The 26,797-nt window shown below is 28.0% G+C and carries 25 protein-coding genes; 20 read left to right on the forward strand and 5 right to left on the reverse strand.

The annotated features are described in order from the left end of the window. Positions 1-39: 39 nt before the first annotated feature. The 4 genes from E5347_RS12455 to E5347_RS12475 all read left to right on the forward strand — a co-directional run bounded on the left by E5347_RS12455 (position 40) and on the right by E5347_RS12475 (position 5,018). Positions 40-1,416, forward strand: a complete 1,377-nt coding sequence (locus E5347_RS12455) for a PTS transporter subunit EIIC (RefSeq protein WP_136007555.1) — start codon at positions 40-42, stop codon at positions 1,414-1,416. Between the two features lie 36 nt (positions 1,417-1,452). Then, entirely contained in the window at positions 1,453-2,304 is an 852-nt protein-coding gene (locus tag E5347_RS12460) for an MBL fold metallo-hydrolase (RefSeq protein ID WP_136007556.1), read from the forward strand. A 12-nt stretch (positions 2,305-2,316) separates the two neighbouring features. Then, positions 2,317-3,768, forward strand: a complete 1,452-nt coding sequence (locus tag E5347_RS12465; protein ID WP_136007557.1) for a glycoside hydrolase family 1 protein — start codon at positions 2,317-2,319, stop codon at positions 3,766-3,768. 644 nt (positions 3,769-4,412) lie between these two features. Then, positions 4,413-5,018: a YdcF family protein gene (locus E5347_RS12475; protein ID WP_168354966.1), complete on the forward strand. Its 606-nt coding sequence runs from the start codon at positions 4,413-4,415 to the stop codon at positions 5,016-5,018. A gap of 298 nt (positions 5,019-5,316) precedes the next feature. Here E5347_RS12475 and E5347_RS12480 read toward each other — a convergent pair whose 3' ends face one another. Next, a complete protein-coding gene (locus tag E5347_RS12480; protein ID WP_136007559.1) occupies positions 5,317-5,832 on the reverse strand; it encodes an STM3941 family protein in 516 nt (171 codons plus the stop codon). A 272-nt stretch (positions 5,833-6,104) separates the two neighbouring features. Here E5347_RS12480 and E5347_RS12485 point away from each other — a divergent pair, with 272 nt between their 5' ends. The 3 genes from E5347_RS12485 (at position 6,105) to E5347_RS12495 (ending at position 9,159) form a co-directional block, all read left to right on the forward strand. Further along, complete coding sequence (locus E5347_RS12485) at positions 6,105-6,791, forward strand: 5'-methylthioadenosine/adenosylhomocysteine nucleosidase (RefSeq protein ID WP_136007560.1); 687 nt, start codon at positions 6,105-6,107, stop codon at positions 6,789-6,791. A 199-nt stretch (positions 6,792-6,990) separates the two neighbouring features. Next, a complete protein-coding gene (locus E5347_RS12490) occupies positions 6,991-8,325 on the forward strand; it encodes a metallophosphoesterase (protein WP_136007561.1) in 1,335 nt (444 codons plus the stop codon). 207 nt (positions 8,326-8,532) lie between these two features. Next, a complete protein-coding gene (locus E5347_RS12495) occupies positions 8,533-9,159 on the forward strand; it encodes an NAD(P)-dependent oxidoreductase (protein WP_136007562.1) in 627 nt (208 codons plus the stop codon). A 182-nt stretch (positions 9,160-9,341) separates the two neighbouring features. On the opposite strand, the gene E5347_RS12500 is transcribed toward E5347_RS12495, so the two are convergent. Next, positions 9,342-9,668, reverse strand: coding sequence for a winged helix-turn-helix transcriptional regulator (locus E5347_RS12500; protein ID WP_136007563.1), 327 nt, complete (start codon positions 9,666-9,668; stop codon positions 9,342-9,344). A gap of 466 nt (positions 9,669-10,134) precedes the next feature. Here E5347_RS12500 and E5347_RS12505 point away from each other — a divergent pair, with 466 nt between their 5' ends. The 9 genes from E5347_RS12505 (at position 10,135) to E5347_RS12545 (ending at position 20,503) form a co-directional block, all read left to right on the forward strand. Continuing rightward, entirely contained in the window at positions 10,135-10,671 is a 537-nt protein-coding gene (locus E5347_RS12505) for a helix-turn-helix domain-containing protein (protein ID WP_136007564.1), read from the forward strand. A gap of 669 nt (positions 10,672-11,340) precedes the next feature. Beyond that, entirely contained in the window at positions 11,341-13,299 is a 1,959-nt protein-coding gene (locus tag E5347_RS12510; protein ID WP_136007565.1) for a BglG family transcription antiterminator, read from the forward strand. Positions 13,300-13,308: 9 nt separating this feature from the next. Then, positions 13,309-13,767, forward strand: a complete 459-nt coding sequence (locus tag E5347_RS12515; protein WP_136007566.1) for a PTS sugar transporter subunit IIA — start codon at positions 13,309-13,311, stop codon at positions 13,765-13,767. A 14-nt stretch (positions 13,768-13,781) separates the two neighbouring features. Continuing rightward, positions 13,782-14,087 (forward strand): PTS fructose transporter subunit IIB, encoded by a 306-nt coding sequence (locus E5347_RS12520; protein WP_136007567.1) that lies wholly within the window; start codon positions 13,782-13,784, stop codon positions 14,085-14,087. A gap of 36 nt (positions 14,088-14,123) precedes the next feature. Continuing rightward, positions 14,124-15,191, forward strand: a complete 1,068-nt coding sequence (locus E5347_RS12525) for a PTS fructose transporter subunit IIC (protein WP_136007568.1) — start codon at positions 14,124-14,126, stop codon at positions 15,189-15,191. Between the two features lie 91 nt (positions 15,192-15,282). Further along, a complete protein-coding gene (locus E5347_RS12530) occupies positions 15,283-15,897 on the forward strand; it encodes a YczE/YyaS/YitT family protein (protein ID WP_136007569.1) in 615 nt (204 codons plus the stop codon). Between the two features lie 98 nt (positions 15,898-15,995). Continuing rightward, positions 15,996-18,596, forward strand: coding sequence for a glycoside hydrolase family 38 C-terminal domain-containing protein (locus E5347_RS12535; RefSeq protein WP_136007570.1), 2,601 nt, complete (start codon positions 15,996-15,998; stop codon positions 18,594-18,596). Between the two features lie 192 nt (positions 18,597-18,788). Then, positions 18,789-19,724, forward strand: a complete 936-nt coding sequence (locus tag E5347_RS12540; RefSeq protein WP_136007571.1) for a type I phosphomannose isomerase catalytic subunit — start codon at positions 18,789-18,791, stop codon at positions 19,722-19,724. Positions 19,725-20,350: 626 nt separating this feature from the next. Continuing rightward, positions 20,351-20,503: a zinc-ribbon domain-containing protein gene (locus E5347_RS12545; protein ID WP_136007572.1), complete on the forward strand. Its 153-nt coding sequence runs from the start codon at positions 20,351-20,353 to the stop codon at positions 20,501-20,503. 288 nt (positions 20,504-20,791) lie between these two features. Here E5347_RS12545 and E5347_RS12550 read toward each other — a convergent pair whose 3' ends face one another. Beyond that, positions 20,792-20,947, reverse strand: coding sequence for a DUF6132 family protein (locus tag E5347_RS12550; RefSeq protein WP_136007573.1), 156 nt, complete (start codon positions 20,945-20,947; stop codon positions 20,792-20,794). Between the two features lie 311 nt (positions 20,948-21,258). On the opposite strand from E5347_RS12550, the gene E5347_RS12555 reads away from it, so the two are divergent. The 3 genes from E5347_RS12555 (at position 21,259) to E5347_RS12565 (ending at position 23,744) form a co-directional block, all read left to right on the forward strand. After that, on the forward strand, positions 21,259-21,738 hold the full coding sequence (locus E5347_RS12555) for an RrF2 family transcriptional regulator (RefSeq protein ID WP_136007574.1): 480 nt from the start codon (positions 21,259-21,261) through the stop codon (positions 21,736-21,738). 181 nt (positions 21,739-21,919) lie between these two features. Further along, positions 21,920-22,558 (forward strand): nitroreductase family protein, encoded by a 639-nt coding sequence (locus E5347_RS12560; RefSeq protein WP_136007575.1) that lies wholly within the window; start codon positions 21,920-21,922, stop codon positions 22,556-22,558. A gap of 205 nt (positions 22,559-22,763) precedes the next feature. Next, entirely contained in the window at positions 22,764-23,744 is a 981-nt protein-coding gene (locus tag E5347_RS12565) for an LLM class flavin-dependent oxidoreductase (RefSeq protein ID WP_136007576.1), read from the forward strand. A 151-nt stretch (positions 23,745-23,895) separates the two neighbouring features. On the opposite strand, the gene E5347_RS12570 is transcribed toward E5347_RS12565, so the two are convergent. Continuing rightward, positions 23,896-24,837 (reverse strand): alpha/beta fold hydrolase, encoded by a 942-nt coding sequence (locus E5347_RS12570; protein ID WP_136007577.1) that lies wholly within the window; start codon positions 24,835-24,837, stop codon positions 23,896-23,898. An 18-nt stretch (positions 24,838-24,855) separates the two neighbouring features. Beyond that, positions 24,856-25,452 (reverse strand): Crp/Fnr family transcriptional regulator, encoded by a 597-nt coding sequence (locus E5347_RS12575; protein WP_136007578.1) that lies wholly within the window; start codon positions 25,450-25,452, stop codon positions 24,856-24,858. A 493-nt stretch (positions 25,453-25,945) separates the two neighbouring features. Between E5347_RS12575 and E5347_RS12580 the strand changes: the two genes are divergently transcribed. Continuing rightward, entirely contained in the window at positions 25,946-26,602 is a 657-nt protein-coding gene (locus E5347_RS12580; RefSeq protein ID WP_136007579.1) for an HAD family hydrolase, read from the forward strand. Positions 26,603-26,797: the final 195 nt, after the last annotated feature.

Here is a 26,797-nt window from a genome sequence, read left to right on the forward strand (position 1 = left end):
TGTAAACGTAATAATTAAGAGGAACGGAGAAGATAAATTATGAGTAAAAATTATGATGAGCTTGGAAAGAAGATAGTTGAGAAGCTAGGTGGCCCAGAAAATATCACTAAAATTTATCACTGTGCAACTAGGCTACGTACAGAACTTAAAAACTTAGATATTGTGGACCTTGAAGAAATAAAAAAAATTAATGGTGTATTAGGTGCTGTTAGTAGCGTGGGAGGAATACAAGTAATTATAGGTAATGATGTAACTAAGGTATTTAATGTAATAACAAAAAAATATAACTTAGGTACTAGTAATGATTCAGGTGAAAAAATAGAGTCTAATAAGCAAAACATTTTTTCAAAATTATTAAATGTTTTATCTGCTATTATGGGACCAGCTATTCCATTAATAATGTGTAGTGGTTTAATTTCAGCTTTACTTGTAATTTTAACAAGATTTGGATTAAATCCAGAAAGTAGTACTTACACTATTATAAATATGGTTGGAAATGCAGCACTATATTTTTTACCTATACTTTTAGCCTATACTTCAGCTAAAAAATTTGGTACTGATATTATGATTAGTATTTTTCTTGGGGGTATAATGATTAGTCCAGTATTAATAGGACTTACTGAAGTTGGATCATATGTAGATTTATTTGGACTTCCAGTAAGAACAGTTAATTATACATCTACTTTAATTCCCATTATATTAACAATATTTGCTTTTAGTTATGTAGAAAAATTAGTTGATAAAATAGTACCAAGTTCAATTAAATTTGTATTTAGACCATTACTTTCTTTAATAATAATGATTCCAGTTATGTTATGTGTAACAGGTCCAATAGGTAGTTACCTTGGAGAGCTTTTATGTGAATTAATGACATCAATAAATAATGTTGCTCCTTGGGCATCTGTATTAGTTATAGGAAGTCTTGTACCATTATTAGTACTAACAGGTATGCACTTAGCACTTATACCATTAGTTATGACAATGTTTAGCACTGTAGGATATGACAATATGCTTTTTGTAGCATTTATTGGTATGAATTTTTCTCAATTTGGAGTTGCATTAGCATGTATGATAAAAACTAAAAACTCAAACTTACGTACATTAGCATCTTCTTGTGCCTTAACATCATTTTTAGCTGGTGTTGTAGAACCTACATTATATGGTATTTCTGTACGTATGAAAAAGCCATTAATTGCAACTTGGATAGCATGTGTTGTAAATGCAGTATTTTGCGCAATTGTTAGTGTACGTGTATATAGCTTTGGAGCACCATCATTCTTCACTATGCCAATTTTTTTAAATCCTGATGGAACTATGACTAATTTTTATTTTGCAATTATAGCAATAATATTAACTATTGTAGTAAGTTTTGCAGCAACATGGTTAATTGGATTTGATGATAGTTGTTATGAGTAGGAATATAATATTACAAGAATTTAAGAAGGTGACAAAATGTCAGAATTAAATAAAGTAAAAAAATTATCCGATGATTTATACGTAATTACAGAAACAGATAGTGTACATTGCTATTTAATAATAGGTAGTGAGAAAGCAGTAGTTTTTGATATAGGATATGGTTATGAAGATATAAAACCTTTAATTCGTGAAATCACAGATTTACCAATTATGTTGGTATTAAGTCATGGTGATCCAGACCATGGGTTAGGGAGTTCGCATTTTGATGAGATTTGGATTCATGAGTTAGACTATGGAAAATTACTATGGAATGATAATTCAGAACTTAGAACAAAAGCTGTTGAATATAGAATTAATAAAATGCCATCATTAGGAAAAGTAATAAATAAAGAAGAGTTTATAGAGACTAGAATTATAAATAAAGTAACTCCACATTTTTTACAGGATAATGATGTAATTGATCTTGGAAATAAGAAGTTAGAAGTCATTCACACTCCTGGGCATAGCTATGGTCATATTATGCTTTTAGATAAGGAAAATAACAGACTATTTAGTGGAGATCAAGTTACAGGACATAATATTTGGTATTTTGCAACAAGTGATCATCAAGCGCCATTTTCAACGGCTTTAAATAGTCTAAAAAAGATTATGAAATATAAAGAAGAAATAAAAGATATTTTCCCAGCACACGGAAAATCACCTATAGATATTACATATGTTGAAGATCAAATAGAATGTTTTGAAAGAGAATTAATAAATAATTATAAAAATGATAAAGAATTCCGATCTTTTATGGGGAATGGTTACCAACATTTTTATAAAAGCGTAAATTTAATTTATTCAGATGAGAGATTAAGTGAGTATATTGGAAGGAAAATCAAAAGATAGGAAGGTGAAATCATGGCATTTCCAAAAAGTTTTTTATGGGGAGGAGCCATTTCTGCTAATCAATGTGAAGGTGGTTGGAAAGAAGGAGGCAAAGGTTTAACAATTCAGGATTTTGTAAAGGGTGGAACTGCATCAAAGCCTAGAATGTTTACGCCAGTTATTAATGAAAATGAATATTATCCTAGTCATAATGCAATAGACTTTTATAATAAATATGTTGAGGATATTGCATTATTAGGAGAAATGGGATTTAAATGCTTTAGAATGAGCATTAGTTGGGCAAGAATTTTTCCGAATGGTGATGACTTAGAACCTAATAAAGAAGGGTTACTATTTTATGAAAATATTTTTCTTGAATGCAAAAAATATAATATAGAGCCCATAGTAACTTTAAGTCATTTTGATATTCCATGGGAAGTTGTAAAAAAATATAATGGTTTTTTAAGTCGTGAGACTATTGATATTTTTGTAAAATATTCAAAAACTGTTATGAAATATTATAAAGGAAAAGTAAAGTACTGGTTAACTTTTAATGAAATTAATTTTGGCGTTTTAGAAATGGGAGCCTATAAGTCATTAGGATTAATAAATAAAGAGGATTTAAATAGCAAAGAAGATATAGCAAAAGGTGATTTGAAAGTATCTATGCAAGAGCAAATCCAAGCTTTACACCATCAGTTTTTAGCCAGTGCTGCTACGGTAATTGCAGCACATGAAATTGATCCTGAGAACAAAGTTGGATGTATGATTGGACATATAACTCAATATCCATTAACTTGTAATCCAAAGGATGTGTTGGAATGTCAACATAAAGATAGAATTTTAAATAAGTTTTCAGGTGATGTAGTAGTTCGTGGTGAATATCCTTCTTATATCTTTAGATGGATGGAAGAAAATAATATAAATATAGAATTTAAAGAAGGAGATATTGAATTACTTAAAGCTGGTGTAGTAGATTTTTATAGCTTTAGTTATTACATGTCAAATTGTGTTAGTGTACAAGAAGGTGTAGAAAAAGTAAGTGGGAATTTAATGGGAGGAGTTAAAAACCCTTATTTAAAGGCATCTGAATGGGGATGGCAAATAGACCCAGAAGGATTACGTTACACATTAAATGATTTGTGGGATAGATATAGAATTCCATTAATGATAGTAGAGAATGGTTTAGGAGCACCTGATAAGGTAGAAAATGGTAAGATTCATGATACTTATAGAATTGACTATATGCGTGATCATGTAAAAGCCATGGGTGAAGCCATAGCTGATGGAGTAGATTTAATTGGATATACTTCATGGGCACCTATAGATTTAGTAAGTGCAAGTACTGGAGAAATGTATAAAAGATATGGTTTTATATATGTAGATCGTCATGATGATGGAACAGGTGATTACAAAAGAATAAGAAAAGATAGTTTTTATTGGTATAAAAAAGTTATAGAAACTAATGGTGAAGATTTAGATTAGGATTGTAAAATAAATGGAGGTCATATCTGATATGAACTTCTATAGTAGACAGTTTAAATAATAAAGCTGTAACTATAGGGAACCAGATCAGATTATGATCTCCCTTTCTTTTATAAATCTAATGAAGATATTTGAATATGGATATAAATAGCTAGGATAAGGGATTATTAAGTAATTTAAACTATTTTTCTTTATACTTTTCATTAGATTTTGCATTAAGTATAATACCTATTAAGAGTAGTACACAGTTGACTAACTTCCCAATAAAAAAATATTGAAGTATAAATAGTCTATAATTGAACTTGTAAGTATTTGACCTATAAAGAGAAGTATAGCTGTATATACTATTAGAATTTTATGAACTATTATATTGAATATATAAGCAGTTAAATAACCTATAACACAATCTATAAAATAAACTAAAGAGCGTTAGTTAAAGTAGAAGTGCTTTATAGAAAGTTTAATATTATTTAAAAGCTTAATGGTTTTTCTTTTTTTATATTATTTATTATATAATTAAAGTAGTATATAATATGTACAAATTACTAATTAATGTATATAGAAATTGATTGGTATAAAAAACTAACATCTAAATATAAATTTATATGATAGAGTTTAATTATATAATTAGATTGGGGGAAATGATGAAAGTTTCTAAATTAAGCAAAGAAGATTTAAGTGAAAATATAATTGATAAAATATTATTTGAAGGATTAGAGTATTCAGGAGAAGCAGCTGAGTGTGCTATGGTTTTAGGAAGTATGACAGCTCCCAAATATAGAGTGCCAGTTGCAAGTAATTTATATAAAATACAAAAGGTGAATAAGCTATTATTATGTGGTGGAAAAATTAGAGAAACAGAATATGGAAAAATTACAGAAGTCCAGCTTATGAAAAATAAGGCTATAGAACTTGGTGTTAAAGAGACTGATTTATTATTTGAAGAGAATTCTCTAACAACAAAAGAAAATATTATTTGTGCATTATTACCACTAGAAAGAGAATTTAAATTAAGTAATTTAAGAAAAATAATTTTAGTTACAACAGCATATCACATAAGAAGAAGTATGCTAATGGCAAAAACATATTTTCCAAATTGGATAAAAATAATTCCTTGTCCAGCTGAGGATATAAAGACAAGACGAGATAATTGGTTCTGTACTGAAGAAGGAATAACTAGAGCAAGGCAGGAAGCATGGAAAATAGTTTGTTACATTAATGATGGATCAATACCTGATTTTGAAATATGACAAAGGGAATAAGATATATAATTATAGATTAGTATGATAGGGAGAAGGCTTATAAAGGTGTTTAAGTGAATTTTGCTATGTTTTCAGATTTGCATTATGATGATATACCAGATTGAGATACAAGAGCTTAAGAACTAACTGCTTATGATATAAAACAAAGTGGAATTTATAATAGACTTAGAAGATTTAAGCTGCCTTTTTGAGCAGCTTTTTTTTCAGTTAATAATTATTTCTTTATTAGTATAAGGTGAAGGGAGGCTATTTAAAAGATAATAAATAACCCTAAATAAGAGTGTTATTATCGATTATGATTATTTAAGTGATAATTTATAACCATTAGAACATCTTCACATTTATAACTTGTGGATTGAAGAGTAATATTTATTTTTGAAAAACCAAATCTTGAATTTAAATTAATAAACCAACGCTTTGAAGCAGATATGTTTTTAAAAAGAATATCTGGATCTTTAATATCTAGTGAAATAAATTCTTGATCCAAAACTTTAATTATGAAAGCATCATTTATATATTCCCACGGAATAAAACCAATACTTGTAGTAGAGGAGTTATCAGTAATTCCTAAATGATTTACAATAAGTATTTCCCTTGGACTTATTAAATTCTTTAATATAAATAAGAAACAAGTACCAAAAAAGATTGTTCCAAATAAACCTACAATTCTAGCTAAAATTTTAGTAGATATAATATTCACATCTATAATTAATAGTAAGATAGAAACTAGAACCATTAAAAGTCCTAATAAGGTTAAACCTAATTGCTTAAGTCGATTTTCTCTAATTCTAAGTTCATCCATTTTTAACACCCCCATAGCATTATATTCTCAATATAATACTATCATGAAAATACAGGAAATAAATGTTAAAAGATAGAGGGTCACAAAGTAAAATTCTATGAGTTACCCCAATTTTTATTTGTAATACTTATATTATATATAGTAAAAGTTGCTTTTAGTTTTGCTGTGGACCATTATGCAGAGAGAAATGTAAATATGTAGAGATAATTACAATAAGGAAGTGGAAATTTTTTTTATAATTAAAACATTAGTTTAAATCTGGAGGAGAGGATATGAAGAAAGTCGGTATCATTTGTGCTGGAGATGTAGAATTAGAACCATTTTTAGCCCATATTGAAAAAGTTACTATAAAAGAAAAAGCTATGCTGAAATTTTATGAAGGAAATATTAATGGTGTACCAATAGTTGCATTATATAGCGGAGTTTGCAAGGTGAATGCTGCTATTGCAGCGCAAATATTAATTAACACATATGATATTCATTCCATAATAAATGCTGGAGTAGCTGGAGGTATGGATGAAGGAATAGAATTATTTGATACTATAATTTCAACTCAAGTAGCATATCATGACGTAGATGATGATATATTAACAGAGTTTCACCCATGGATGTCTTCTATATATTTTAATTCCGATGAGACACTTCTATCAGTAGCAAAAACACTAAGCAAAGAAAATAGGATGCACTTTGGTACTATGGTAACAGGTGAAAAATTCATTGAAGATAATTTCCGAGATAGCATAAATGAAAAATTCAAACCTTTATCAGTTGATATGGAAACAGCAAGTATTGCCCATGTGTGTTATGTAAATAAAGTGCCATTTATTGCAATACGTTCAATAACAGATACAGCAACACATGCAGGAATAGAAAATTTTGAGAAGAATTGTAAGAAAGCATCTGTTATTGCTAAGGATGTTACCTTAAGTTTTATAGATAAGTTAAGGAAGTATTTATAGAAGAGGCAGTAGTCTTAAGGTATAATTTAATAAAAATATCCGAATGATACTAAAGGATATTGCGATGGTAAAGATTTCTTAAAGATACTATAGCACTCTAGAGTTACTACTATACAAATAGAACAAATGCAATTAATATTAAGAGTGTATATTTTATAAGTTATGTAGAATTAAAAGAAAAATTTTTAGGAGTATACAAATGAAAATAATTAAGTTAATTACTATATTCTGTTTTATGCTAGTAATGTCTGGCTGCGACAGTAGTGCAGAATATATTATGGAATCAGAGGCTTTACCAAAAGGAAGTCCAGTAAAGTTAATGGTAGCTACTGATATACATTACCTTTCTACAGAACTTGTAGAGAAAGGACCTAAATTTGACAATATGTATCTTTCTAGTGATGGAAAGCAAGTGAATTATATAAATGAAATAACTGAGGCATTTATTGAAGAAGTTATAGAAAAGAAACCAGATGTACTTATTTTAAGTGGTGATTTAACTTTTAATGGAGAGAATAAAAGTCATGAAGAATTAGCAGAGAAACTACGAGTTATTATAGATAATGGAATTAGGGTTTTAGTTACACCAGGTAATCATGATATTAAAAATTATAATGCTATTGGATTTAATTATGATTCTATATATTCTGTAGATAATATTACTGCAAAAGATTTTAAGAATATATATAAAAATTGTGGTTTTAACAGTGCAATTAGTTATGATCCAAGTTCTTTAAGTTATGTATCAGAAATATCAGAGGATTTATGGGTTATTATGTTAGATTCAAATATCTATGAAAATAATAGGATAAATAGATCTGAGGTATCAGGTGAACTTAGAGATGATACATTAAAATGGCTAGAGGAATGGTTAGCTAAAGCTGAAAGTAAGGGAGTTACCCCAATTACAGTTATGCATCATAATTTAGTTAATCATAATCAGGTGTTTAATAAAGGCTTTACTATAAATAATAGTGAAGAAGTTTGTGACTTACTAAATAAATATAATGTAAAAGTTAATTTGAGTGGGCATATTCATGCTCAAAGTATAGCGGAAAAGAAGATGGCAGATGGTAATAGAGTAACTGATATTGTAACAAGTTCTTTAAGTGTTTACGCTAATCAGTATGGTATGATAGATTTTTTACCAGGAGAAAAAATTAATTATAGTACAAATCCTATTGATATAGAAGCATGGGCAAAAAGAAATGGTATAACTGATGAGAAACTAGTGAATTTTGAAAAGTACTCTTATGATTTTTTTAGAGAAAGTTCATATAAAAAGGCATTTGAAGATTTATTGGAATATGAGATGACAAATGAAGAGAGAGTTTTAATGGCAGAGACTGTAGAAGAGTTAAATCCCAATTATTTTTCAGGAACTGTTAAGGATGTATATTTAGAAATATTAGAAAGTGATAGCTATAAGCTATGGATTGATAAGGGAGATATTTCATTACGTTCTTATATAGACAGTATTTTAAATGGAGATATTAAGGATGAAAATAATATAACTATAAAATTAGATAAATAGAATTATTGGTAGTACAAAATTGTATTATCAATTTTTTTATTTATAATGATAAGAGATATTTTTAATTAATATATGATTTGTAAGTAAACATCTAAATTGTTTCCTAGAAGTAACTATACCACTTTAAAGTGCGTACTTTTATAACTACGGTGAAGGAATATAATAGAAGTATAGATAGTAAGTTCTATCAAGAAGGAGGAATAGGTTATGAAAATTGCAGTTATTGGTGCAAGTGGAAAACAAGGAAGTTTATTAGTGAAAGAAGCAATGTCAAGAGGGCATGAGGTTACAGGATTCGTAAGAAAGGGAGAATCCATAGCAAATAAAACAATAGTAAAAGATGTGTTTGATTTAAAATACGATGATATAAAAGATTATGAAGTTATTATTGATGCATTAGGATTCTGGGCAGAGGAAGATCTACCATTACACGGAAAATCATTAATGTATTTATGTAACATATTAAAGAATAAAGAAAATCGTTTATTAGTAGTTGGAGGGGCAGGAAGTTTATATGTGAACCCTGAACATACAGTGAAATTAATGGATGGAGTAGATTTCCCAGAAATGTTTAAACCATTAGCAAGTGCACAAGGACAAGCATTAGAAGATTTAAGAAAAGTAGATAATGTAAAATGGACATTTTTATCACCAGCAGCAGACTTCAGAGCAGATGGGGAAAGAACTGGAGAATATAAATTAGGTGGAGAAGAATTAACATTAAATTCAAATGGAGAAAGTGTTATAAGTTACGCAGATTACGCTATTGCAATGATTGATGAGGCAGAGAATGCTAACTATATTGGTAAAAGATTCTCTGTAGTTTCTAAATAATCGTGATACTTAGTTTATTGTTTTATATATTAGAATAATTAGCTAATCCTTTAACCATAGTTTCGGCTACTTTAAAGGTGTTTGTTGTTTTATATATTAGAGTAATTAGAATTTTTAAAGAAAGAATATGAAATTAATGTAGAAGAGGCTTAATTAAAGTGATTTAATACAGCCTCTTTTCTTTAATTTATTTTTTTATTAGCCATGTATTCTGTTCCCCAGTTAAACATTGAGTCTAGGATTGGTTTTAAGCTATAGCCAAGATCAGTTAGAGTATATTCTACTTTTGGAGGTACTTCTGCATATACTTTTCTTGTTAGTAATCCGCTTTCTTCCATAGCTCTTAGATTTGAAGTTAGAACTTTCTGACTTATATTACCTACAGACTTTTTTAGTTCTCCAAATCGTTTAGTACCAGTTAGTAAGTCCCTCATTATTAAAACTTTCCATTTATCACCGATAAGTTGCAGAGTCATTTCAACAGGGCAATCAGGAAATTCTTTTTCCATTTAAGTCACGTCCTTTCCATTAGTATCTATAAGAATACTATAGCTCTTTTAAGCACTTACTGTATAATTGATATCTTTCGATATATTATAATATTAGAAAATTGAAAAATCAATTTTTAATAAAAGTGTTTTGTTAATTACTAATTTAATGAGACTATAGATTTAGCAAATGTAATGTTTAAAGGTGATGAAGATTTATAAATTAGTAAGTGATATTTTATTAGATTTAGAATATGTTATAATGAACCGTACCATAAATAAGTGCGATTTGTAGCTTTAAGCATCAATATAACTTGCTTAAAGCTATTTTTATTATTAAAAGTTTTTCATAGCAAGAAATTAAATTATATATTTAAATATAATTAAAATGTGACTAGTTGTAAAATTAAATTGAAGTAAAAAAATCCATAGTGATTTTTCGTGTTAAAATTGAATTTGCAGAAACAATTCACGAAAGGAAATCACTATGGACACTAAAGAGAATATCACAAATACAAAGAAAAATAAACACTTAAGTTTACAAGAAAGGTGTTTTATCGAAATTAGATTAAAAGAAGGTTGGAGTGATTATAAAATTTCTAAAAGTATTAACAGAACAATAAATACAGTTCTTAATGAAATTAAGCGTGGATCAGTAAAACAAATAAAAAATGGAGAAGAAATTACAATATACTTTGAAGATGTAGGTGAAAGAGTCTATACTCAAAATCGTGAAAATTGCAAAGGAAAATACAAGCTTCTAAAATGCTCTGGATTTATAGATTATGTTACAAATAAGGTGTTAAAAGATAATTGGTCATCTAAGGTATATTTCACGAACCCTTATTCATCTTTTAAAAAAGGGTTCAATGAGAGATATAATGGACTAATAAGAAGATTTATCGCAAAAGGAAAAGCTATATTACGATATACTATCGATGAGATATCTCGTATTGAAGATTGGATTAATACTCTTCCTAGAAGAAAGTTAAATTATAAGACACCAGAAGAACTCTTTGATTAATATTTAGATGCTATTTATTCAATTTAACAAAAATAGTTCAATTTGATATTGCAATTTAGATATAAAATGATATTTATTATCCAATAGAAATGCAATTTTTTACTGAAAAAGATTATATATTTAATATGTTATTTCATAAGTATGGTTATAAATATAAAGATAGTACTATAAGAATAAAGTTAAAAGAGTTATATGATAAAGGAAGTATGAATTGAATCATTTAATATAGTAAATAGTGTTGGTGAATTTAGTTACATGGCAATTTTGAATCAATTATATAGAGTAAGTTAAAAATCATAATTATCTTTATGGATTTTTATTTAGTACTTTTAAGAAATTAATAAAAAAATTGAAATTTTATTTACTAATATATATGGAGAATTCTATAGTTTTGATTTCACGTTTTCGTTGTATAAGTTTGAATGGCTAAATAATAGATTTAGATTCTAATTTACAGTGCAGTGAAGAGTATCTGTTGTAAATATCAATATCTCTAAAATGTTTAATATAAAGTTAAAAATAATTATAAAATCTTTGAGATAAATCAGTTTATATTAGTTCAGAGTTTTTTACCCTAATAGCCATAGAACTTCCCTTAGCAAAGGAAATGAATGGTCTATTTGAAAGTATATATTGCTGATAAAATAAAGACATGACGAGGTGAAAGCAATGATTAATAAAAGGGAATTAAAGATTATAAGCTTTTTACAAGATAAGGATCACCACATTACAGGTGAAGAAATTGGAAGTTTTATAGGGGTTTCATCTAAGACATTAAGACAAGATATTAAAAGTATTAATCAAAGATTAGTAAAGATTAGTTCAAAAATATCCTGTGTAAAAGGAAAAGGTTATATTTTAGAAATAAGCGATAAAGATAGCTTTAATAACGAGTTAGTTAAACTTTATGAGGAAAATATAAATAGCAATAGTCTTATCCCCACAACCTCTAAAGGAAGAGTAGTTTATATTATAAAAAAACTATTATTATTGGAGTTGAAACACAATAAAGGAATTACACAAGGAAAACTATGTGATGATCTATATATAGGATTAACTACTCTAAAGGCAGATTTAATTGAAGTAAAGAAAAAGTTAAAGAAGTTTGATATAGATCTTTTGAGGGATGGAGTTAAAGGAATTGCTTTAAGAGGAAGCGAGGAGGATATAAGAAGCTGTATAAGCTATTATATTTTTAGACGCTTTGAAAACGATATAATAAGTTTAAAATCTATTGAACCTATATTTGAAAAAGAAGATATAGAAAAAATGGATGATATATTAACCAATGTAATAAACAAAAACAAGATTAGTATTACTGATATTAGCTTTTACAATTTATTAATTCATATATTAATAGCTATAAATAGAGTTAAAAATGAGAATATACTTGAAACTACTCAATGTGATAATGAATTAAAGGAAACTCTTGAATATAGAGTTGCTAAAGAGGTAACTAGTAGTATTTTTAAAGAATACAGAATTATACTTCCAGAAGAAGAAATATTTTATATTACTCAGCATCTATATACAAGAAAATTTATTGATGATGAAGAGCAAGAAAAAACAGTAGATATAAATGATGATTATACTTCAATGGTTTTTGAAATGTTAAAGTATGTCGATTCTACTATAGGAATAGATTTTAGTAAAGATAATTCACTAATTTGGAGTTTATCCACTCATTTAAAATCAGCTATAACTAGAATAAAGTATGATATGCACATTACTAATGACATGCTTCATGAAATAAAGAAAAGTTATTCTTTCGCATATAAGATAGCTTCAATTGCTACACAATATATAGAAAAAGAAATTAATAAAGAAATAAATGAAGATGAAGTAGGATTTATTTGTTTACATTTTGCAGCATCATTACAAAGAATAAAAGATAGAAGAAGTAATGGTAAACTTAAGGCTTTAATTGTATGTGCCTCAGGATTAGGAACTTCAATGATAATGTCAGCGAAAATAAAAAGTGAGTTTTCTAACAGCATTGAAATAATAAAGATAATACCTTTAAATGAGTTATCCAAAATTGATAGAAATATCTATGACATAATTATATCAACAATAAAAATAGATACTAATGAGTATGGGGTTAAAGATAAAAAAATAATGTATGTATCACCTATACTAAAAGCAAAAGATTTAACAGCTTTAAAAGAATTTATTCATGAAAATAAAGAGGATTATTTATTAAAGTTTTTAGAGTTTACTGATGAAGATTTATTCTTTGTTGATGAAAATTTGAAAACTAAGGAAGAAATTCTTGAGTTTATGTTAGATAGAATGGTTTCAAAGGGTTACTTAACTAAAGTTGATAAAGAAAGCTTTTATAAAAGAGAAAATATGTCATCTACGGAAATTGGAAACCAGATAGCAATTCCACATGCGATTGATATTGATCCAGATGTTAGCAAGGTCTGTGTATTAATTAATAAAAAAGCAGTATCTTGGGAAGATGAAAAGGTAAGATTAGTAATCTTAATGAGTATACAAAAGGAGATGTATTTAGATTTTGGAGAAATTTTAGAAAATCTTTATATGACTTTAAGCGATGAAGAAAAAGTTTCTAAGGTTTTAAATATAAAAACATATAAGGACTTTATTAAATTATTAAGGTAAGGTGAAGAGATGGACATAAAAGAAATGATAACAGTAGATACAGTAGAATTTGATGTAGATTTAAATTCACAAATTGAGGTGTTAGAGAAAATAACAGACATCTTAATGAAAGACAATAGAATTACAGATAAGACTGAAACTCTTAATGGATACATTGCAAGAGAAAAGGAATGTACAACTGGAATAGGTTTTGGACTAGCTATACCTCATTGTAAGGTTGAGAGTGTAATAAAACCAACAATAGTATATTTAAAATTAAATATTCCTGTTGATTGGAACTCTTTAGATGAAGAGCCTGTAAATGTGGTAATAGGATTAGCTATACCAAAGAAGGACGAAGGAACTTTACACCTTGAAATATTATCGAGTTTAGCATCAAACTTAATGGAGGATGACTTTAAGGATTCTCTATTTAGCATGGATGATAAGAATAAATTAATTCAATTTTTACATAATAATTTAGTTTAAGGGAGGAAAATGAAATGAAGATAGTAGGAGTTACAGCGTGCCCAACAGGTGTGGCACATACAAATATGGCAGCAAAGGCTTTAGTTAAAACAGGAGAGAAGTTAGGTCATACAATTAAAATTGAAAAGCAAGGAGCATTAGGAATTCAAAATAGACTAACTAAACAAGAAATTGAAGAAGCAGATGTAGTTATTTTTGCAGTAGAGCAGAAGGTTAGAGAAGAAGAAAGATTTGCAGGAAAGGTTATACACAAGGTTCCAGTAGCAGCACCAATTAAGAATGGTGTAAAAGTAATTGAAGATGCATTAGCATTACTTTAATTTGAAATTTAGATATATGTAGGGAGGATGAAAGGAATGAAGGAATTTTTTCAAAATATTAAAAGACATATATTAACAGGCGTATCATATATGATTCCATTTACAATTGCTGGTGCTGTTATAATGGGAATTGCTAGAGTGGGTGGAATGTTTTATGGAGTTACAGATATCTGGGACAGTGCACATAAAACAGCTCAAGGCCTTATACCATTTTTCAATACTTTAGATGGATTAGGTGGACTAGCATTAGGTTTAATGTTACCAGTATTTTCAGGGTTTATAGCTTATTCAATTGCTGATAGACCAGCATTAGTTGCAGGTTTTGTTGGTGGATTACTTGCTAATAATCTAGGAACTGGATTCCTTGGAGCGTTAGCATCAGGTCTTATTGCTGGTTATATAGTATATATTATGGCAAATAATATTAAGTTACCAGAGAGTGCAAGTAGTGTAGTACCAGTATTTATATTACCAGTATTCGGAACATTATTTACAGTTTTAATAATGCAATATGTTATCGGTGGGCCTTTTGCAGCATTAAATAATGGATTAATAAATTGGATGAGTACAATGAGCACTGGAAGCAGCGCATTAGTTCTTGCTCTTGTAGTTGGTGGAATGATAGGTTTTGACCTTGGTGGACCAATAAATAAAGCAGCGGTTGTTACTGCAATGGCATTAATTTCAGAGGGATTATTTATAGCAAACACTGCAGCTCAAGTTGCGATTATTATACCAACATTAGGCTATGGTATAGCTACATTAGTTAAGAAGACTAAGTTCTCTGAAGAATTAAGAGAAGCTGGTAAAGCTTCATTTATAATGGGACTAGTAGGTATTTCAGAAGGTGCTATTCCTTTTACATTAGTTAATCCAATGAGAATGATTCCAGTAAATATAATTGGTTGTGCAGTTGGATCAGCTATTGCTGTATCACTTGGAGCAGTAAATACTATTCCTATATCAGGTATATATGGATGGTTATTAGTGGAAAAATGGCCGGTATATGTTTTAGGAATCTTAGTAGGAAGCCTAATAGTAGCGGCGGGAGCTATATTCTTAGGAAAAGGTTTTGATACTGACGAGTTTGATGGAGTAATGTAATTAAAATAGTAGAGGGGATGTTGAAGAATAAAATAGAAACATCTCCTCTTTTATTTTGAAATTCAGTATAAGAGAAAGGCATTAGAAAAGAATGAATTTAAGTAGTTTCAAAAATAGAATTATATTATTTGTAGTAGGAATTATGATATTAACACTTGGAGTTGCTCTTACTGTAAAAGCTGACTTAGGAGTAGGAACTTGGGATTCTGTTAACGTAGGACTAAGCAATAGATTTGGGTTATCAGTTGGAACATTTTCTTTCATAATAGCAATAATAATGACAATAATAGCAGCTATTTTAAGAAATGGAAAGTTTAATTTATATACATTAGGCACTGCCTTTGTTTTAAGTAGTTTTACAGACTTTTGGTTATTTGTAGTTAACAAACTTCCTTTAGGAGATAGTTATATAAATAGAGTAGTGTATTTTTTATTGGGGATTCTGATTCTTTCTATGGGATTAGCTATTTATTTAACACCAAATCTTGCCCCTAACTCATTAGATGATTGCATGATGGCTTTTAGGAATAAATTTAACTTAAGCGTAGGTATGGCAAAGTTAGTAACAGATGGTGTAGGAATAATTTTTGCTATCCTTGTAGGAGGACCAATTGGAATAGGAACAATAGTAATAATACTTTCAGTAGCACCTTTAGTAAATATATTCTTTAATAGAATAAATTCAGTAATAATAGTATCAAATTAAGATATACTTACATAACAAATTGACTTCATTAGGCTTAAATAATATATCAATAAAAATAGTACTAATGAGGCATATATATTAAATTTGGAGGAGAAGTTATGACTAAAATTAATATTGTTAATCATACACATTGGGATAGAGAATGGTATTTTTCAACTATGGATGCTTTATTATTAAGTGATCAAGTTTTTGAAGATGTATTAATTGAATTAGAAGAGAATATTGATGCTAGGTTTTGTTTAGATGGTCAAGCATCCATAATAGAGGATTATTTATCAATAAGACCAGAAAGATTACCTCAAATAAAGAAATTAGTAGAAGAGGGAAGGCTTCTAATTGGACCATGGTATACTCAAACAGATGCTCAATTAGTTTGTGGTGAATCTATATTAAGAAATTTAAGTATAGGGATACATGAGACAAATAAAATTGGTAAGCATATGGAAGTTGGTTATTTACCAGATACTTTTGGGTTTAATGCACAAATGCCAACTATACTTAGAAATTGTAATATAGATAACATAATTTTCTGGAGAGGTATAAACTTAGATAAGCATGTTAAGTCTCCCTATTTTAAATGGAAGGGCTTAGGTAATGAAGAAGTTTATGCAGCTAATTTAATTGATGGTTATGGAAGCATTCCAAGACTATTTACTAATGAAGAATTTTTAAATAATAAGCTATTTAAGTTAGCTGACAAAATAAAGTCAATGACTGACTTAGATGAAATTTTAATACCTATTGGGAATGACCAAGTAGAAATAACTTGTAATATTAAAAATAAGATTGATGAAATTAATAAAATTAGTGATGATGAATATGTTCAAAGTACATATTTAGATTTTATTGATTATATAAGAAAAAATAGTGAAAAACTAGAGAGATATGAGGGTGAATTTAGAGAACCTAAAACTGGTAGAATTCATAAGACAATAGGATCAGTTAGATATGATATAAAGAAAATGAATTTCGATATGGAGCAAAGCCTTTTAAAAAGAGTTGAGCCATTATATGCTATAGCTGAAAGCCTAGGAATAAAAATAAGTAAGAATTTAATTACAACAGCTTGGAAAAAAATAATGGAAGGTCAAGCTCATGATGGTATGGCTGGCTGTATAACAGATGATGTGGCAAATGATGTATTATACCGTATGAAGCAAGCAAGGGAAATTGTAGATGGAATAGAAAACCTTGTTAAGAAAAGAATTGCTGAAGGATTAAAATTAAGTAAGGATGAAATTTTAGTATTTAACACATTACCTTACAAATATGATGGTTTTAAAGTTGTTGAATTTTTAAGTAGCACAAAGGATAAATTTGTAGCAGATGTTGAAAAGTGTACTGTACTAGATATTCATGAGTATGAAGGAAAAGAAAATATATTAATTGAAGCACCAGAAGGCAATTATTTTATAAATGAGGATGGATATTATAAAATAACTGCTTTAATTAAAACTACATTACCGTCTATGGGATATAAGGTATTCAAGTTAAGTGAAGGAAAAGTAGATATAATTGAAAATAGTAATAATTTAGAAATAAAAAATGATAATTATAAGATATTTGTAGAAAATGAAAAACTATGTGTAGAACTTAAAGATGGAAGAAAGATTGAAGATTTCATTACTTTTGAGAACTGTGGTAATGATGGAGACACTTATGATTTTTCACCACTTAGAGGAGATTCAAATATAACATTTAGAATAGTTGAAGGAATTAGAAAAGCTTCAGAAGGCATTGAAAAGTTAGAATTAAGTGGGAGAGTATTATTACCAAAAGATCTTGAATCAAGACTTGATAGAAATGAATTAAAACCATTAGATATTAAACTAATAATCTCTTTACTAAAAGATGATGAGTTAATTAATTGTAGGATAATTGTTGATAATAATATATTAAGTCACAGATTAAGAGCTTGTATAAAGTCTGATATTTTATCTAATGAATCAATTGCGTCTATACCTTTTGGTTATATAAAAAGACCAATATTAAATGGCAAAATTGGGGATTGGAATAGTAGTTATCTTGAAATTCCAATAGATATTGAGGTGTTCGAGGGGACTGTTTCTATTACAGATGATAAAAATACATTAAGTATATATTCTAAGGGGATAAAGGAATATCAAGTTATAGAGGATAGAATGTATTTAACATTGTTATCCACTACAAGCCAATTAGGAAAACCAAATTTACTATATAGACCAGGGAGAGCATCAGGAGATACGACAAAGCAAGGTCATGTAATGATAGCTACACCAAATGCAGAACAGTTAGGTAAGAATGAATTTGAGTTTTCTATATCACTTTTAGAGGAAAGCTTTAATGAAAACAAAGTTGAAAAAAGATATGAGAAAGTTAATTCACAAAATATATTCTATCAATTACAAGGTTTAAATAAATTTATAAACAGGTTGGATAATAAAATACAAAACTCTAGAACAAAATTAGATTTAAAGAGAGAATACAGCCTTTTAGAATTTGATAAAAACATATGTATAAGTTCTATATCAGCATCACTTAAAGATAACGCAATACTATTAAGAATGAAAAATTGTAGTAATGAGGAGCTAATAGTAGACAGATATGATTTTAATAAATTTAAAAGATGGGAAATTGTAAATGCTATTGAAGAAGTGCAAGATAATTCTAAGTTAGTAATTGACCCATATAATATAATAACAATAAAATTATACTTTTAAATAATTATGATTAGAAAATCATTAGTATTTTATGTTAAAGGTATATGTAATAAATTAAAAATATCATTTATAAATTAATATTTTTAATGGATAGGGTTGTATCATATATATTTTGATACAGCCTATTTTGAAATATGGAATATAGTATTGTTTAAAGTAAATATGACATGATAAAGCGAAGGAGATTAAACTATGTATCCAATAAAGTTTGAAAATTTATATTATAAGAAAATATGGGGAGGAAGAGATTTAGAAAAATTTAGGGATAATCTGCCGGAAGGGAATATTGGTGAAAGTTGGGATGTTGCTTGTCATCCAAATGGAATGAGTATAGTAGCAAATGGAAAGTTTAAAGGAAAAAGATTTGATCAGTTGATTAAAGAATATGGTACAGATTTATTGGGGAAGAATTTTGAGAATAAGGAATTTCCTTTATTAATTAAACTTATAAATTCAAAAGAAAAATTATCAGTACAAGTGCATCCTAATGATGAATATTCAAGAATAAATGAAAATTCTTTAGGTAAAACAGAAGCCTGGTATGTAGTTGATGCAAAGCCAGGAGCTAAATTAATAGTTGGAACTAAAGATTGCTATAAAGAAATTTTTGAAAAAGCTATAAAAGAAGAAAGAACTGAAGAATATTTAAATGAAATAGAAGTTAAAAAAGGAGATTGCTTTCTTATAAACAGTGGTCTTGTCCATGCTATTTGTGAAGGAGTTATTATTGCGGAAATTCAACAAAATAGTGATATAACTTATAGAATTTATGATTATGGAAGACCAAGAGAATTACATATTGATAGAGCATTAGATGTAATAAAATTTAATTTATATGCAGTAAACTATGGGAACAATAAATTAGAAGAACATATTGAATATAGAAAAAATATTTTATGTAGAACTAAGTATTTTACTATTGAAAAATATATTATAAATGGAGAATTAGTTGAAGAAAGTGATATAAATAAGTTTTATATATTAACTTGTGTAGATGGAAAAGGAATCATTGAATGTAAAAATAATATGAAGTTAGATATATCAAAAGGAGAAAGTATATTAATCCCAGCTACATTAGGGGAATATATTATTAGTGGAGATTTGATAGTTTTAAAATCTTATATATAGGAAAGTTTAGAATATAAAGTTTTTGTGTTTAGAAAACCCAGTGTTATATGTGGGGTTCCGTATAGCTTATACCTATGAGTATGAAAAGCTCCTTCTGATATAAAAAAATGTGGCCTGGCAATTGCACATTAATATCAGAAGGAGAACATTCAAAATGTTAAGTAACATAAAAAGATATTAGAGCAAAGAGATAATGAACTTATAAAGAAGTTTATTGCACTATATGTAGAAAAGGTAATGGTGTTTGAGTACTACATAGATGTAATCTTTAAATTATTACCACTTTTTGTTCAACGTAGTTATGGTGAATCGTACCATAAGTAAGCCTCCAAATTTTATATTTGGTTAGGTAAACTTACTAAGCGAGAAAATACTAGTCGAGTTTTCTTAGAAGTGAGGTTTATAGTCTTAGGTGTTTATATATCTTGCCAAAAGCTGTTTCATTGTTAAAAATCGGTTGTAAGAAAAATTATTTACAGAAAAGGTTGCTATTAAATAAAAACTGTGTTATTATAAATGAGTAGCAAAGTTTGCTAACAATAAAAAGTTTCATTTGGGTAAATAGTTTCTCGCAAATTAGAGATTATTATATCAAATTAGAATCTTTAATTTTAGGAGGGACATTTATGTCAGATAAAACAATAACATGCAGAGATTGCGGAAGCGAATTCATATTTTCAGTAGGAGAACAAGAATTCTATAAAGAAAAAGGATTCGAAAATGAGCCAACAAGATGTGTATCTTGTAGAAGAGCTAAAAAAGAACAAAATAGAAGATAATTTTAGATTGTTAAAGGTTGTAGTTTATACTACAACCTTTTTTGACGTTTTATTATCTATTATGTATAAATATGTTTCTAAAAATACTTAGTAAGGAAGGCTATAAATTAGTTAATGTTTTAGGTGGGTTTTGTTCATACAGAGGAAGAAATATTAAAAGATAATAAAGTATTAATATTTAGGAAGTAAATTTAAATAATAATAAGAATAAAAGCCAAGTTAAATAGCTAATAACTATTTAACTTGGCCTTGTTTTTTTAGTATATTAATATACTTATTGATATAGTTTTAAGAAGCAAATAATAGACCTATTATAGAACCATATATGATAGAAGCATATGGGTTTGATGTTATTGGACATGTTCCACTAGCGCAACCAATTTTTTTATAATATAAATAACCTAATGATCCGCCAATAATTGGAGCAATAATATATTTTATCATCACTAAAACTCTCCTTATTATATAAATAAAATTTTATGTATTTACTATATTAAATTAAAACTAATATTTTTTATGTAACTTAATTACAGAAGTAGTTATTTAGTTAAGGTATTATTGGGGCTACTATTTTTTCGATACTTTTTCTATAATAATCATCATTATGTAAATAATGATATTAAGAGAAGATAATTAATAAAATAGAAAAATTGACTTTTAAATACACTTTATGATAAAATAATGTGGACAATGATTGTCCTGGTTATCTAGAATATATAAAAGTTAAAAAGGTATATATAAAGGCGGTGCTTATAATGAAGATGAAAACCGGAGTTGAACAGTCTGTGTATGCAATTCTTATTTTAAATATGTTACCTGATAAGGCTGTATTACCAGGGGAAGCAATTAGTCAACAATTAGGTGCCTCTTCAACATATTTTCAAAAATTATTGAGGAAGTTAGTTAATGCAGATTTGATTATTTCTGTTCCAGGTGTTAAGGGTGGATTTAGATTAAGTAAAAGGCCTGAAGATATTAGGGTATATGATATATATCTTGCTATAGAGGGACAGCAATCTCTTTATTCTTCAAGAGGTGTATTAAATGATATGCTTGAATTAGAATGTGAAGATGGAGGGTGTTTACTAACAGGATTAATGAAGGAAGCTGAGGAGTCTTGGAAATCTGTATTGAAAGGTGAAACAATAGCATCCTTATATGAAAAAATAAAAGAGGATTTTAAGCCTAAAGTTCAATCTTTAGAAGAATGGATAAAAGAAAATATGGTTTTGTAATAAAAAGCATTATATAGATATGTCTTAGGATAATCCTTGAAAAACTCCACTAATTTATAAAATATTATTGGAGGGAATGGATCCTAAGAAAATACTTGAGTAATTAATGAAGATATCAAATAAGGCTCAAGGTGACATTAAGAAAATATTTTAAATAATATGAAAAGAAGGGAATTTAAATATGAGAAAAACACAAGAGGTTAATGATTTTAATGAAATTTTAAGGGGACGCCGTTCAATTCGTACCTATGATACATCTGTAAAGATAAGCAAAGAAGAAATGGCAGAAATACTTGAAGAAGCAACCCTTGCACCTTCTTCACTTAATATGCAGCCATGGCGTTTTCTTGTAATTGAAAGCAAGGAAGGGAAAGCAAATCTTGCTCCACTTGCAAGCTTTAATCAAATTCAAGTTGAAACATCTTCAGCAGTAATAGCTATATTTGGGGATCTTAAGAATTTTGATTATAGTGAAGAAATTTATAGTAAGGCTGTAGAGCTTGGATATATGCCTTTAGAAGTTAAAGAAAAACAAATAAGAGGTATTACAGCCCATGCATCAACAATAGATCCACAAGTAAACAAAGAAACAGTATTAATTGATGGTGGTCTTGTAGCTATGCAACTAATGCTTGTAGCACGCTCACATGGATATGATACATGTCCAATAGGTGGCTTTGAAAAGGATAAAATTGCAGAAGTATTTGATTTAGATAAAAGTCGTTATGTTCCAGTTATGCTTATTTCAATTGGTAAAGCTGCTGATAATGGTTTTAAATCTGTACGTCTTCCAATTGACCAAATTGCACAATGGAAGTAATTTAGGTAACTTAGAAATTTTTTAAATCTAAATGAATTAGAGTTTAGATATTATTAAATAGTAATGATTTAGAAATACACTATAGGCTATTAATATAAAATTCACCCCATAGTTAGATAGGATAAGAGTGTCTAGCTATAGGGTGTTTTGTATATTAAGAAAAATAGATAGCAATAGCTATTAGAATAGAAGGAGATGTTTAAATATGAAATTAAGTGTTTTAGATCAAGGAATAATATCAAAGGGAAATACAGCAATTGATACTATGAATAATACAGTAGAACTTGCTAAGGTCGTAGACGAATTGGGGTATCATAGATTATGGTATTCAGAGCATCATTCTAGTGAAGGATTAGCTTGTACAGCTCCGGAAATATTAGTGGCACATATTGCTTCTGTAACGGAAAATATACGTGTTGGAACAGGTGGAGTAATGTTAATGCATTATGCTCCTTATAAGGTTGCAGAGGTATTTAATATGCTTAGTACATTAAATCCAAATAGAATAGACATTGGGATTGGTCGTGCACCTGGTGGTGATTATGCATCTATGCTTGCATTATCTCAAGGAAAAGATCCTGAAATGCATAACTTATATAGTAAAATATCAGAAACACTAATGTATATTAGTAATAATCACCCAAATAAAAAGGCTTTTGCAGCACCTATAGGATCACCCCTTCCTGAGGCTTGGATGTTAGGTTCAAGTGGAAATAGTGCTGTTCAAGCAGGTAAATTGGGACTTGGATATTCTTATGCTCATTTTATTGGTGGTAGATTATTAGAATCTGTTTTTGATGATTATAGAAGAAGTTTTATTCCATCAGAATTTATGCAAAAGCCACAAATAAATGTTGGGTATTCTGTTGTAGCAGCAGAAACTAAGGAGGAAGCAGAGTTTGAAGCAGCAAGTCTAGATTTAATGTTTTTAAATATAGGAAAAGGTATTTCAAGTTCTCTTGTATCTCCAGAAGAGGCATTAAGGTATTCTTATAGTGAAATTGATAAGATGAGAATTCAAGCTAATCGTAATCGTATGTTAGTAGGATCTTCAAAGGAAATTGCAGATATATTAAGAAGTAACGAAGAAAAGTATGGCATTGATGAGGCTATGATAGTTGGAATAAATTATTCAATAGAATCTAAACTTAGAACATATAAATTATTAGCTAAAGAATTATTATAATTAATTGAAGGTCAAGGAACTATTAGGGGCTATTGGATTTAATTAAAAAAGTTTAATTAAGAAAAAGAAGGCTGCTAATTAAGTATTTTATTATAATTTTAAAGTTACGAAAATAAATCCAGCAACATATAAATTGCTGGATTTTATAATATTAATTTAGATATTTATTTATGAATTGTGAAATGTTTAAATGTAATTTGTCTAAGGCTGGTTCTTCTATTGGATAATGACTTCCCTTTTCTAATTCTACAATTTTTACTGGAACTTTCTTAATTTTATTTAAAAATTCTGTGCTAAGATGTAGTGGAGTCCATCTATCTTCTTTAGGCTGTGTTAATAGAATTGGACAAATATTAAAATTTTCAGGTTCAATATCAGGTATATAAGTCATATAAGTGTAAATGAATTTTAATGGTACACTACTTCCAGCCGAAGTTTTATCTTTTAGCATTACTTTAAGAGCATTTTCATCATTGCATAAAGTATTCATTTTTGAGCAAATAGTCATTTTCATTCTAAACTTTGAAAGACCTATGTTAGAAGATAATTTTGATAATGGAACACCTAATTTTGCCCAAAATATATTTTTAGTGGTCTCATCTCTAACCTTTTGATCTCTTTGATCTAAAAATGTCATTCCGATTATACCTTTTACTTTCTTATTTTTGCAGGCAACATGATAGGTTTCCATACCACCAGCTGATAAACCATAAAGAAATATTGGTCTTGAATCCTTGCTTAATTCGTAATTGATATAGTCATTCCCTAAATTAATCCAATCATCATATGTAATAGTCATATTTTTATTAATTTCAGTTACACCATAAAGGGGCATATCTATAGCTATTACCTCAAAATTATCTTTAGAAAGTGGACCTCCAATAATTGTTGACATTTGCCTACCATTTGTTCCTACACCGTGAAATAAAATAACTTTTGCTTTGGCATTCTTATTTCTAAATGTATCTAAATGCACCTTATTTCCTTTCCAATTCCACCATTCTTCTTCAGGATTGTAATTAGAAGTGAAATGTAATTTTTGTGGTAAGAATTTTTGGATTTCTTTCCATGCTTTTTGTTCATTATAATTCATACTAAATCTCCTTTCGTATTAATTTTCTTCTTTAATAGTTCTTCTTATTCTGCTTAAGGATTCTGGTGTTATACCTAAATAAGAAGCAATATAATGCTGAGAAACTCTTTCTTTAATATCCTTATATTCTTTTTGAAAAGCTATATATCTTTCTGTTGCACTCATTATTTGAAATGCATATTCTCTTTGCATTTTATAAAGTAGATTATTTTCTAAAAATTCCATATATAAACGAGTTAGGCTTTCATTTTGTAAAATTAATTCTTTTAATTCTTTAGCCTTAAATTTTAATGCCTTTATATTTTCTAATGCTTCAAAGCCTTGAATACTTTTCTGATTAGAAAAAAGACTTTCTCCTATACAAAAATCATTTTCTTTCATAAAAAATTTTGTGATATCATTTCCGTCTTTATCTAAATAATAGCTTCTAGCTATTCCAGAAAAGATTATGTATACTTCATTTTGTTCATCCCACATATTTAAGATCATATCATTTTTAAGGAAGTGAGCTTCAGAACTTATTGCTAGTATTTTTTCAATTATTTCATGGCTAATACAGTAATTACTATTACTAAAAGTATTTTTAATTAATATATATTTATCTTCTTTTTTCAATTAATATCAACTCCAAATTTATTTTATATGTTATTTCTAAGAACAACATTAACATTTGTTAATAGTTAAGAAGAATTAGCAGATTATTATGTCTTTTTAGTAGATTTTTATTATTATTTTTCACATAAAATATAGATTGCCTTCATTTGAAACACTGATTCTAATGATACTATATGTCATAGAAGTTTTGAAAGGATAGTGATAGTAAAGAATATTGGAGTGACTATTATAGATAAACATGAAGATATGAGATATACAATGGAATCAGATGAAAATTTTGTAATGTTTAAATTATATTATAATTATGGAGATTTTCTTATAAATAGTTTTGTCTTTAATTAGGCCAGTGATACTAAAAAGTGTTATTGGCTTATGTTATAATTATTATGGTAAATTATTAGAAATATATTAGGTAAATTGGAATTTATAGATGAAACAGATATATGCAAAATAATAATTTACATAAGAGATGATGTATTATAGGAGAATTTTTATGAAATATAAGTGTTTAGTTTTAGACCATGATGATACAGTAGTGAATAGTACTTCTACAATTCACTATCCAGCTTTTTCTTTAACATTGGAAAAGCTACGTCCTGAAGTGAAAATTTCATTAGAAGAACATTTTTTATATAATTTTGAACCAGGTTTTAGTGTGTATTGTAATGAAATTTTAGGATTCACAAAAGAAGAAATGGATTTTCAAACAAAGAATTGGTTAGAGTATGTGGATTCTCATATTCCAAAGACCTTCGCTGGAATTAATGAATTGATATGGGAGTTTAAAAATAGAGGTGGATATATTTGTGTTGTTTCTCATTCTATGAAGGATAATATTATAAGGGATTATAAAGCAAATGGATTACCAACTCCAGATATGGTATTTGGTTGGGAGCTGTTACCTGAACAGAGAAAGCCTTCTCCATATCCTTTAGAAAGTATAATGAAGGAATTAAAAATATCTTCAAAAGATATGATAATGGTAGATGATTTAAAGCCAGGAAAAGATATGGCTGATAGTTGTGATGTAGATTTTGTTGGAGTAGGATGGGCACATTCTATACCTACAATTATGAATTTTATGAAGAAGAATTGCATTAATTATTGTACTACTGTAGAGGAGCTGAGAAAGATTCTTTTTGAAGTGTAAATGGACATGCTATAAAGGAATATGAGAAATAGAAAGCAAATAAAATAATTTAAATGATATTTTTGATTATTTAAAATGAATAAAAGAACTTATAGCTACCTTTTGGTAGCTTTTTTTGTTATCAATTATTTAATTATTATTTTCTAGAAAATTAGGTTATAATTAAGTGAAGGAAAATTGTTGAAAAATGAGGTG

It is taken from the genome of Clostridium sartagoforme (assembly GCF_004794105.1).
Taxonomy (GTDB): domain Bacteria; phylum Bacillota; class Clostridia; order Clostridiales; family Clostridiaceae; genus Clostridium; species Clostridium sartagoforme_B.

Coding starts and splice junctions, on each gene's coding strand:
- E5347_RS12505 (WP_136007564.1), top strand. CDS start 10,135: ATGGACACTAAAGAGAATATCACAAATACAAAGAAAAATAAACACTTA.
- E5347_RS12535 (WP_136007570.1), top strand. CDS start 15,996: ATGACTAAAATTAATATTGTTAATCATACACATTGGGATAGAGAATGG.
- E5347_RS12485 (WP_136007560.1), top strand. CDS start 6,105: ATGAAGAAAGTCGGTATCATTTGTGCTGGAGATGTAGAATTAGAACCA.
- E5347_RS12580 (WP_136007579.1), top strand. CDS start 25,946: ATGAAATATAAGTGTTTAGTTTTAGACCATGATGATACAGTAGTGAAT.
- E5347_RS12545 (WP_136007572.1), top strand. CDS start 20,351: ATGTCAGATAAAACAATAACATGCAGAGATTGCGGAAGCGAATTCATA.
- E5347_RS12455 (WP_136007555.1), top strand. CDS start 40: ATGAGTAAAAATTATGATGAGCTTGGAAAGAAGATAGTTGAGAAGCTA.
- E5347_RS12480 (WP_136007559.1), bottom strand. CDS start 5,832: ATGGATGAACTTAGAATTAGAGAAAATCGACTTAAGCAATTAGGTTTA.
- E5347_RS12460 (WP_136007556.1), top strand. CDS start 1,453: ATGTCAGAATTAAATAAAGTAAAAAAATTATCCGATGATTTATACGTA.
- E5347_RS12555 (WP_136007574.1), top strand. CDS start 21,259: ATGAAGATGAAAACCGGAGTTGAACAGTCTGTGTATGCAATTCTTATT.
- E5347_RS12560 (WP_136007575.1), top strand. CDS start 21,920: ATGAGAAAAACACAAGAGGTTAATGATTTTAATGAAATTTTAAGGGGA.
- E5347_RS12475 (WP_168354966.1), top strand. CDS start 4,413: ATGAAAGTTTCTAAATTAAGCAAAGAAGATTTAAGTGAAAATATAATT.
- E5347_RS12565 (WP_136007576.1), top strand. CDS start 22,764: ATGAAATTAAGTGTTTTAGATCAAGGAATAATATCAAAGGGAAATACA.
- E5347_RS12550 (WP_136007573.1), bottom strand. CDS start 20,947: ATGATAAAATATATTATTGCTCCAATTATTGGCGGATCATTAGGTTAT.
- E5347_RS12570 (WP_136007577.1), bottom strand. CDS start 24,837: ATGAATTATAATGAACAAAAAGCATGGAAAGAAATCCAAAAATTCTTA.
- E5347_RS12490 (WP_136007561.1), top strand. CDS start 6,991: ATGAAAATAATTAAGTTAATTACTATATTCTGTTTTATGCTAGTAATG.
- E5347_RS12525 (WP_136007568.1), top strand. CDS start 14,124: ATGAAGGAATTTTTTCAAAATATTAAAAGACATATATTAACAGGCGTA.
- E5347_RS12515 (WP_136007566.1), top strand. CDS start 13,309: ATGGACATAAAAGAAATGATAACAGTAGATACAGTAGAATTTGATGTA.
- E5347_RS12540 (WP_136007571.1), top strand. CDS start 18,789: ATGTATCCAATAAAGTTTGAAAATTTATATTATAAGAAAATATGGGGA.
- E5347_RS12520 (WP_136007567.1), top strand. CDS start 13,782: ATGAAGATAGTAGGAGTTACAGCGTGCCCAACAGGTGTGGCACATACA.
- E5347_RS12465 (WP_136007557.1), top strand. CDS start 2,317: ATGGCATTTCCAAAAAGTTTTTTATGGGGAGGAGCCATTTCTGCTAAT.
- E5347_RS12510 (WP_136007565.1), top strand. CDS start 11,341: ATGATTAATAAAAGGGAATTAAAGATTATAAGCTTTTTACAAGATAAG.
- E5347_RS12530 (WP_136007569.1), top strand. CDS start 15,283: ATGAATTTAAGTAGTTTCAAAAATAGAATTATATTATTTGTAGTAGGA.
- E5347_RS12500 (WP_136007563.1), bottom strand. CDS start 9,668: ATGGAAAAAGAATTTCCTGATTGCCCTGTTGAAATGACTCTGCAACTT.
- E5347_RS12495 (WP_136007562.1), top strand. CDS start 8,533: ATGAAAATTGCAGTTATTGGTGCAAGTGGAAAACAAGGAAGTTTATTA.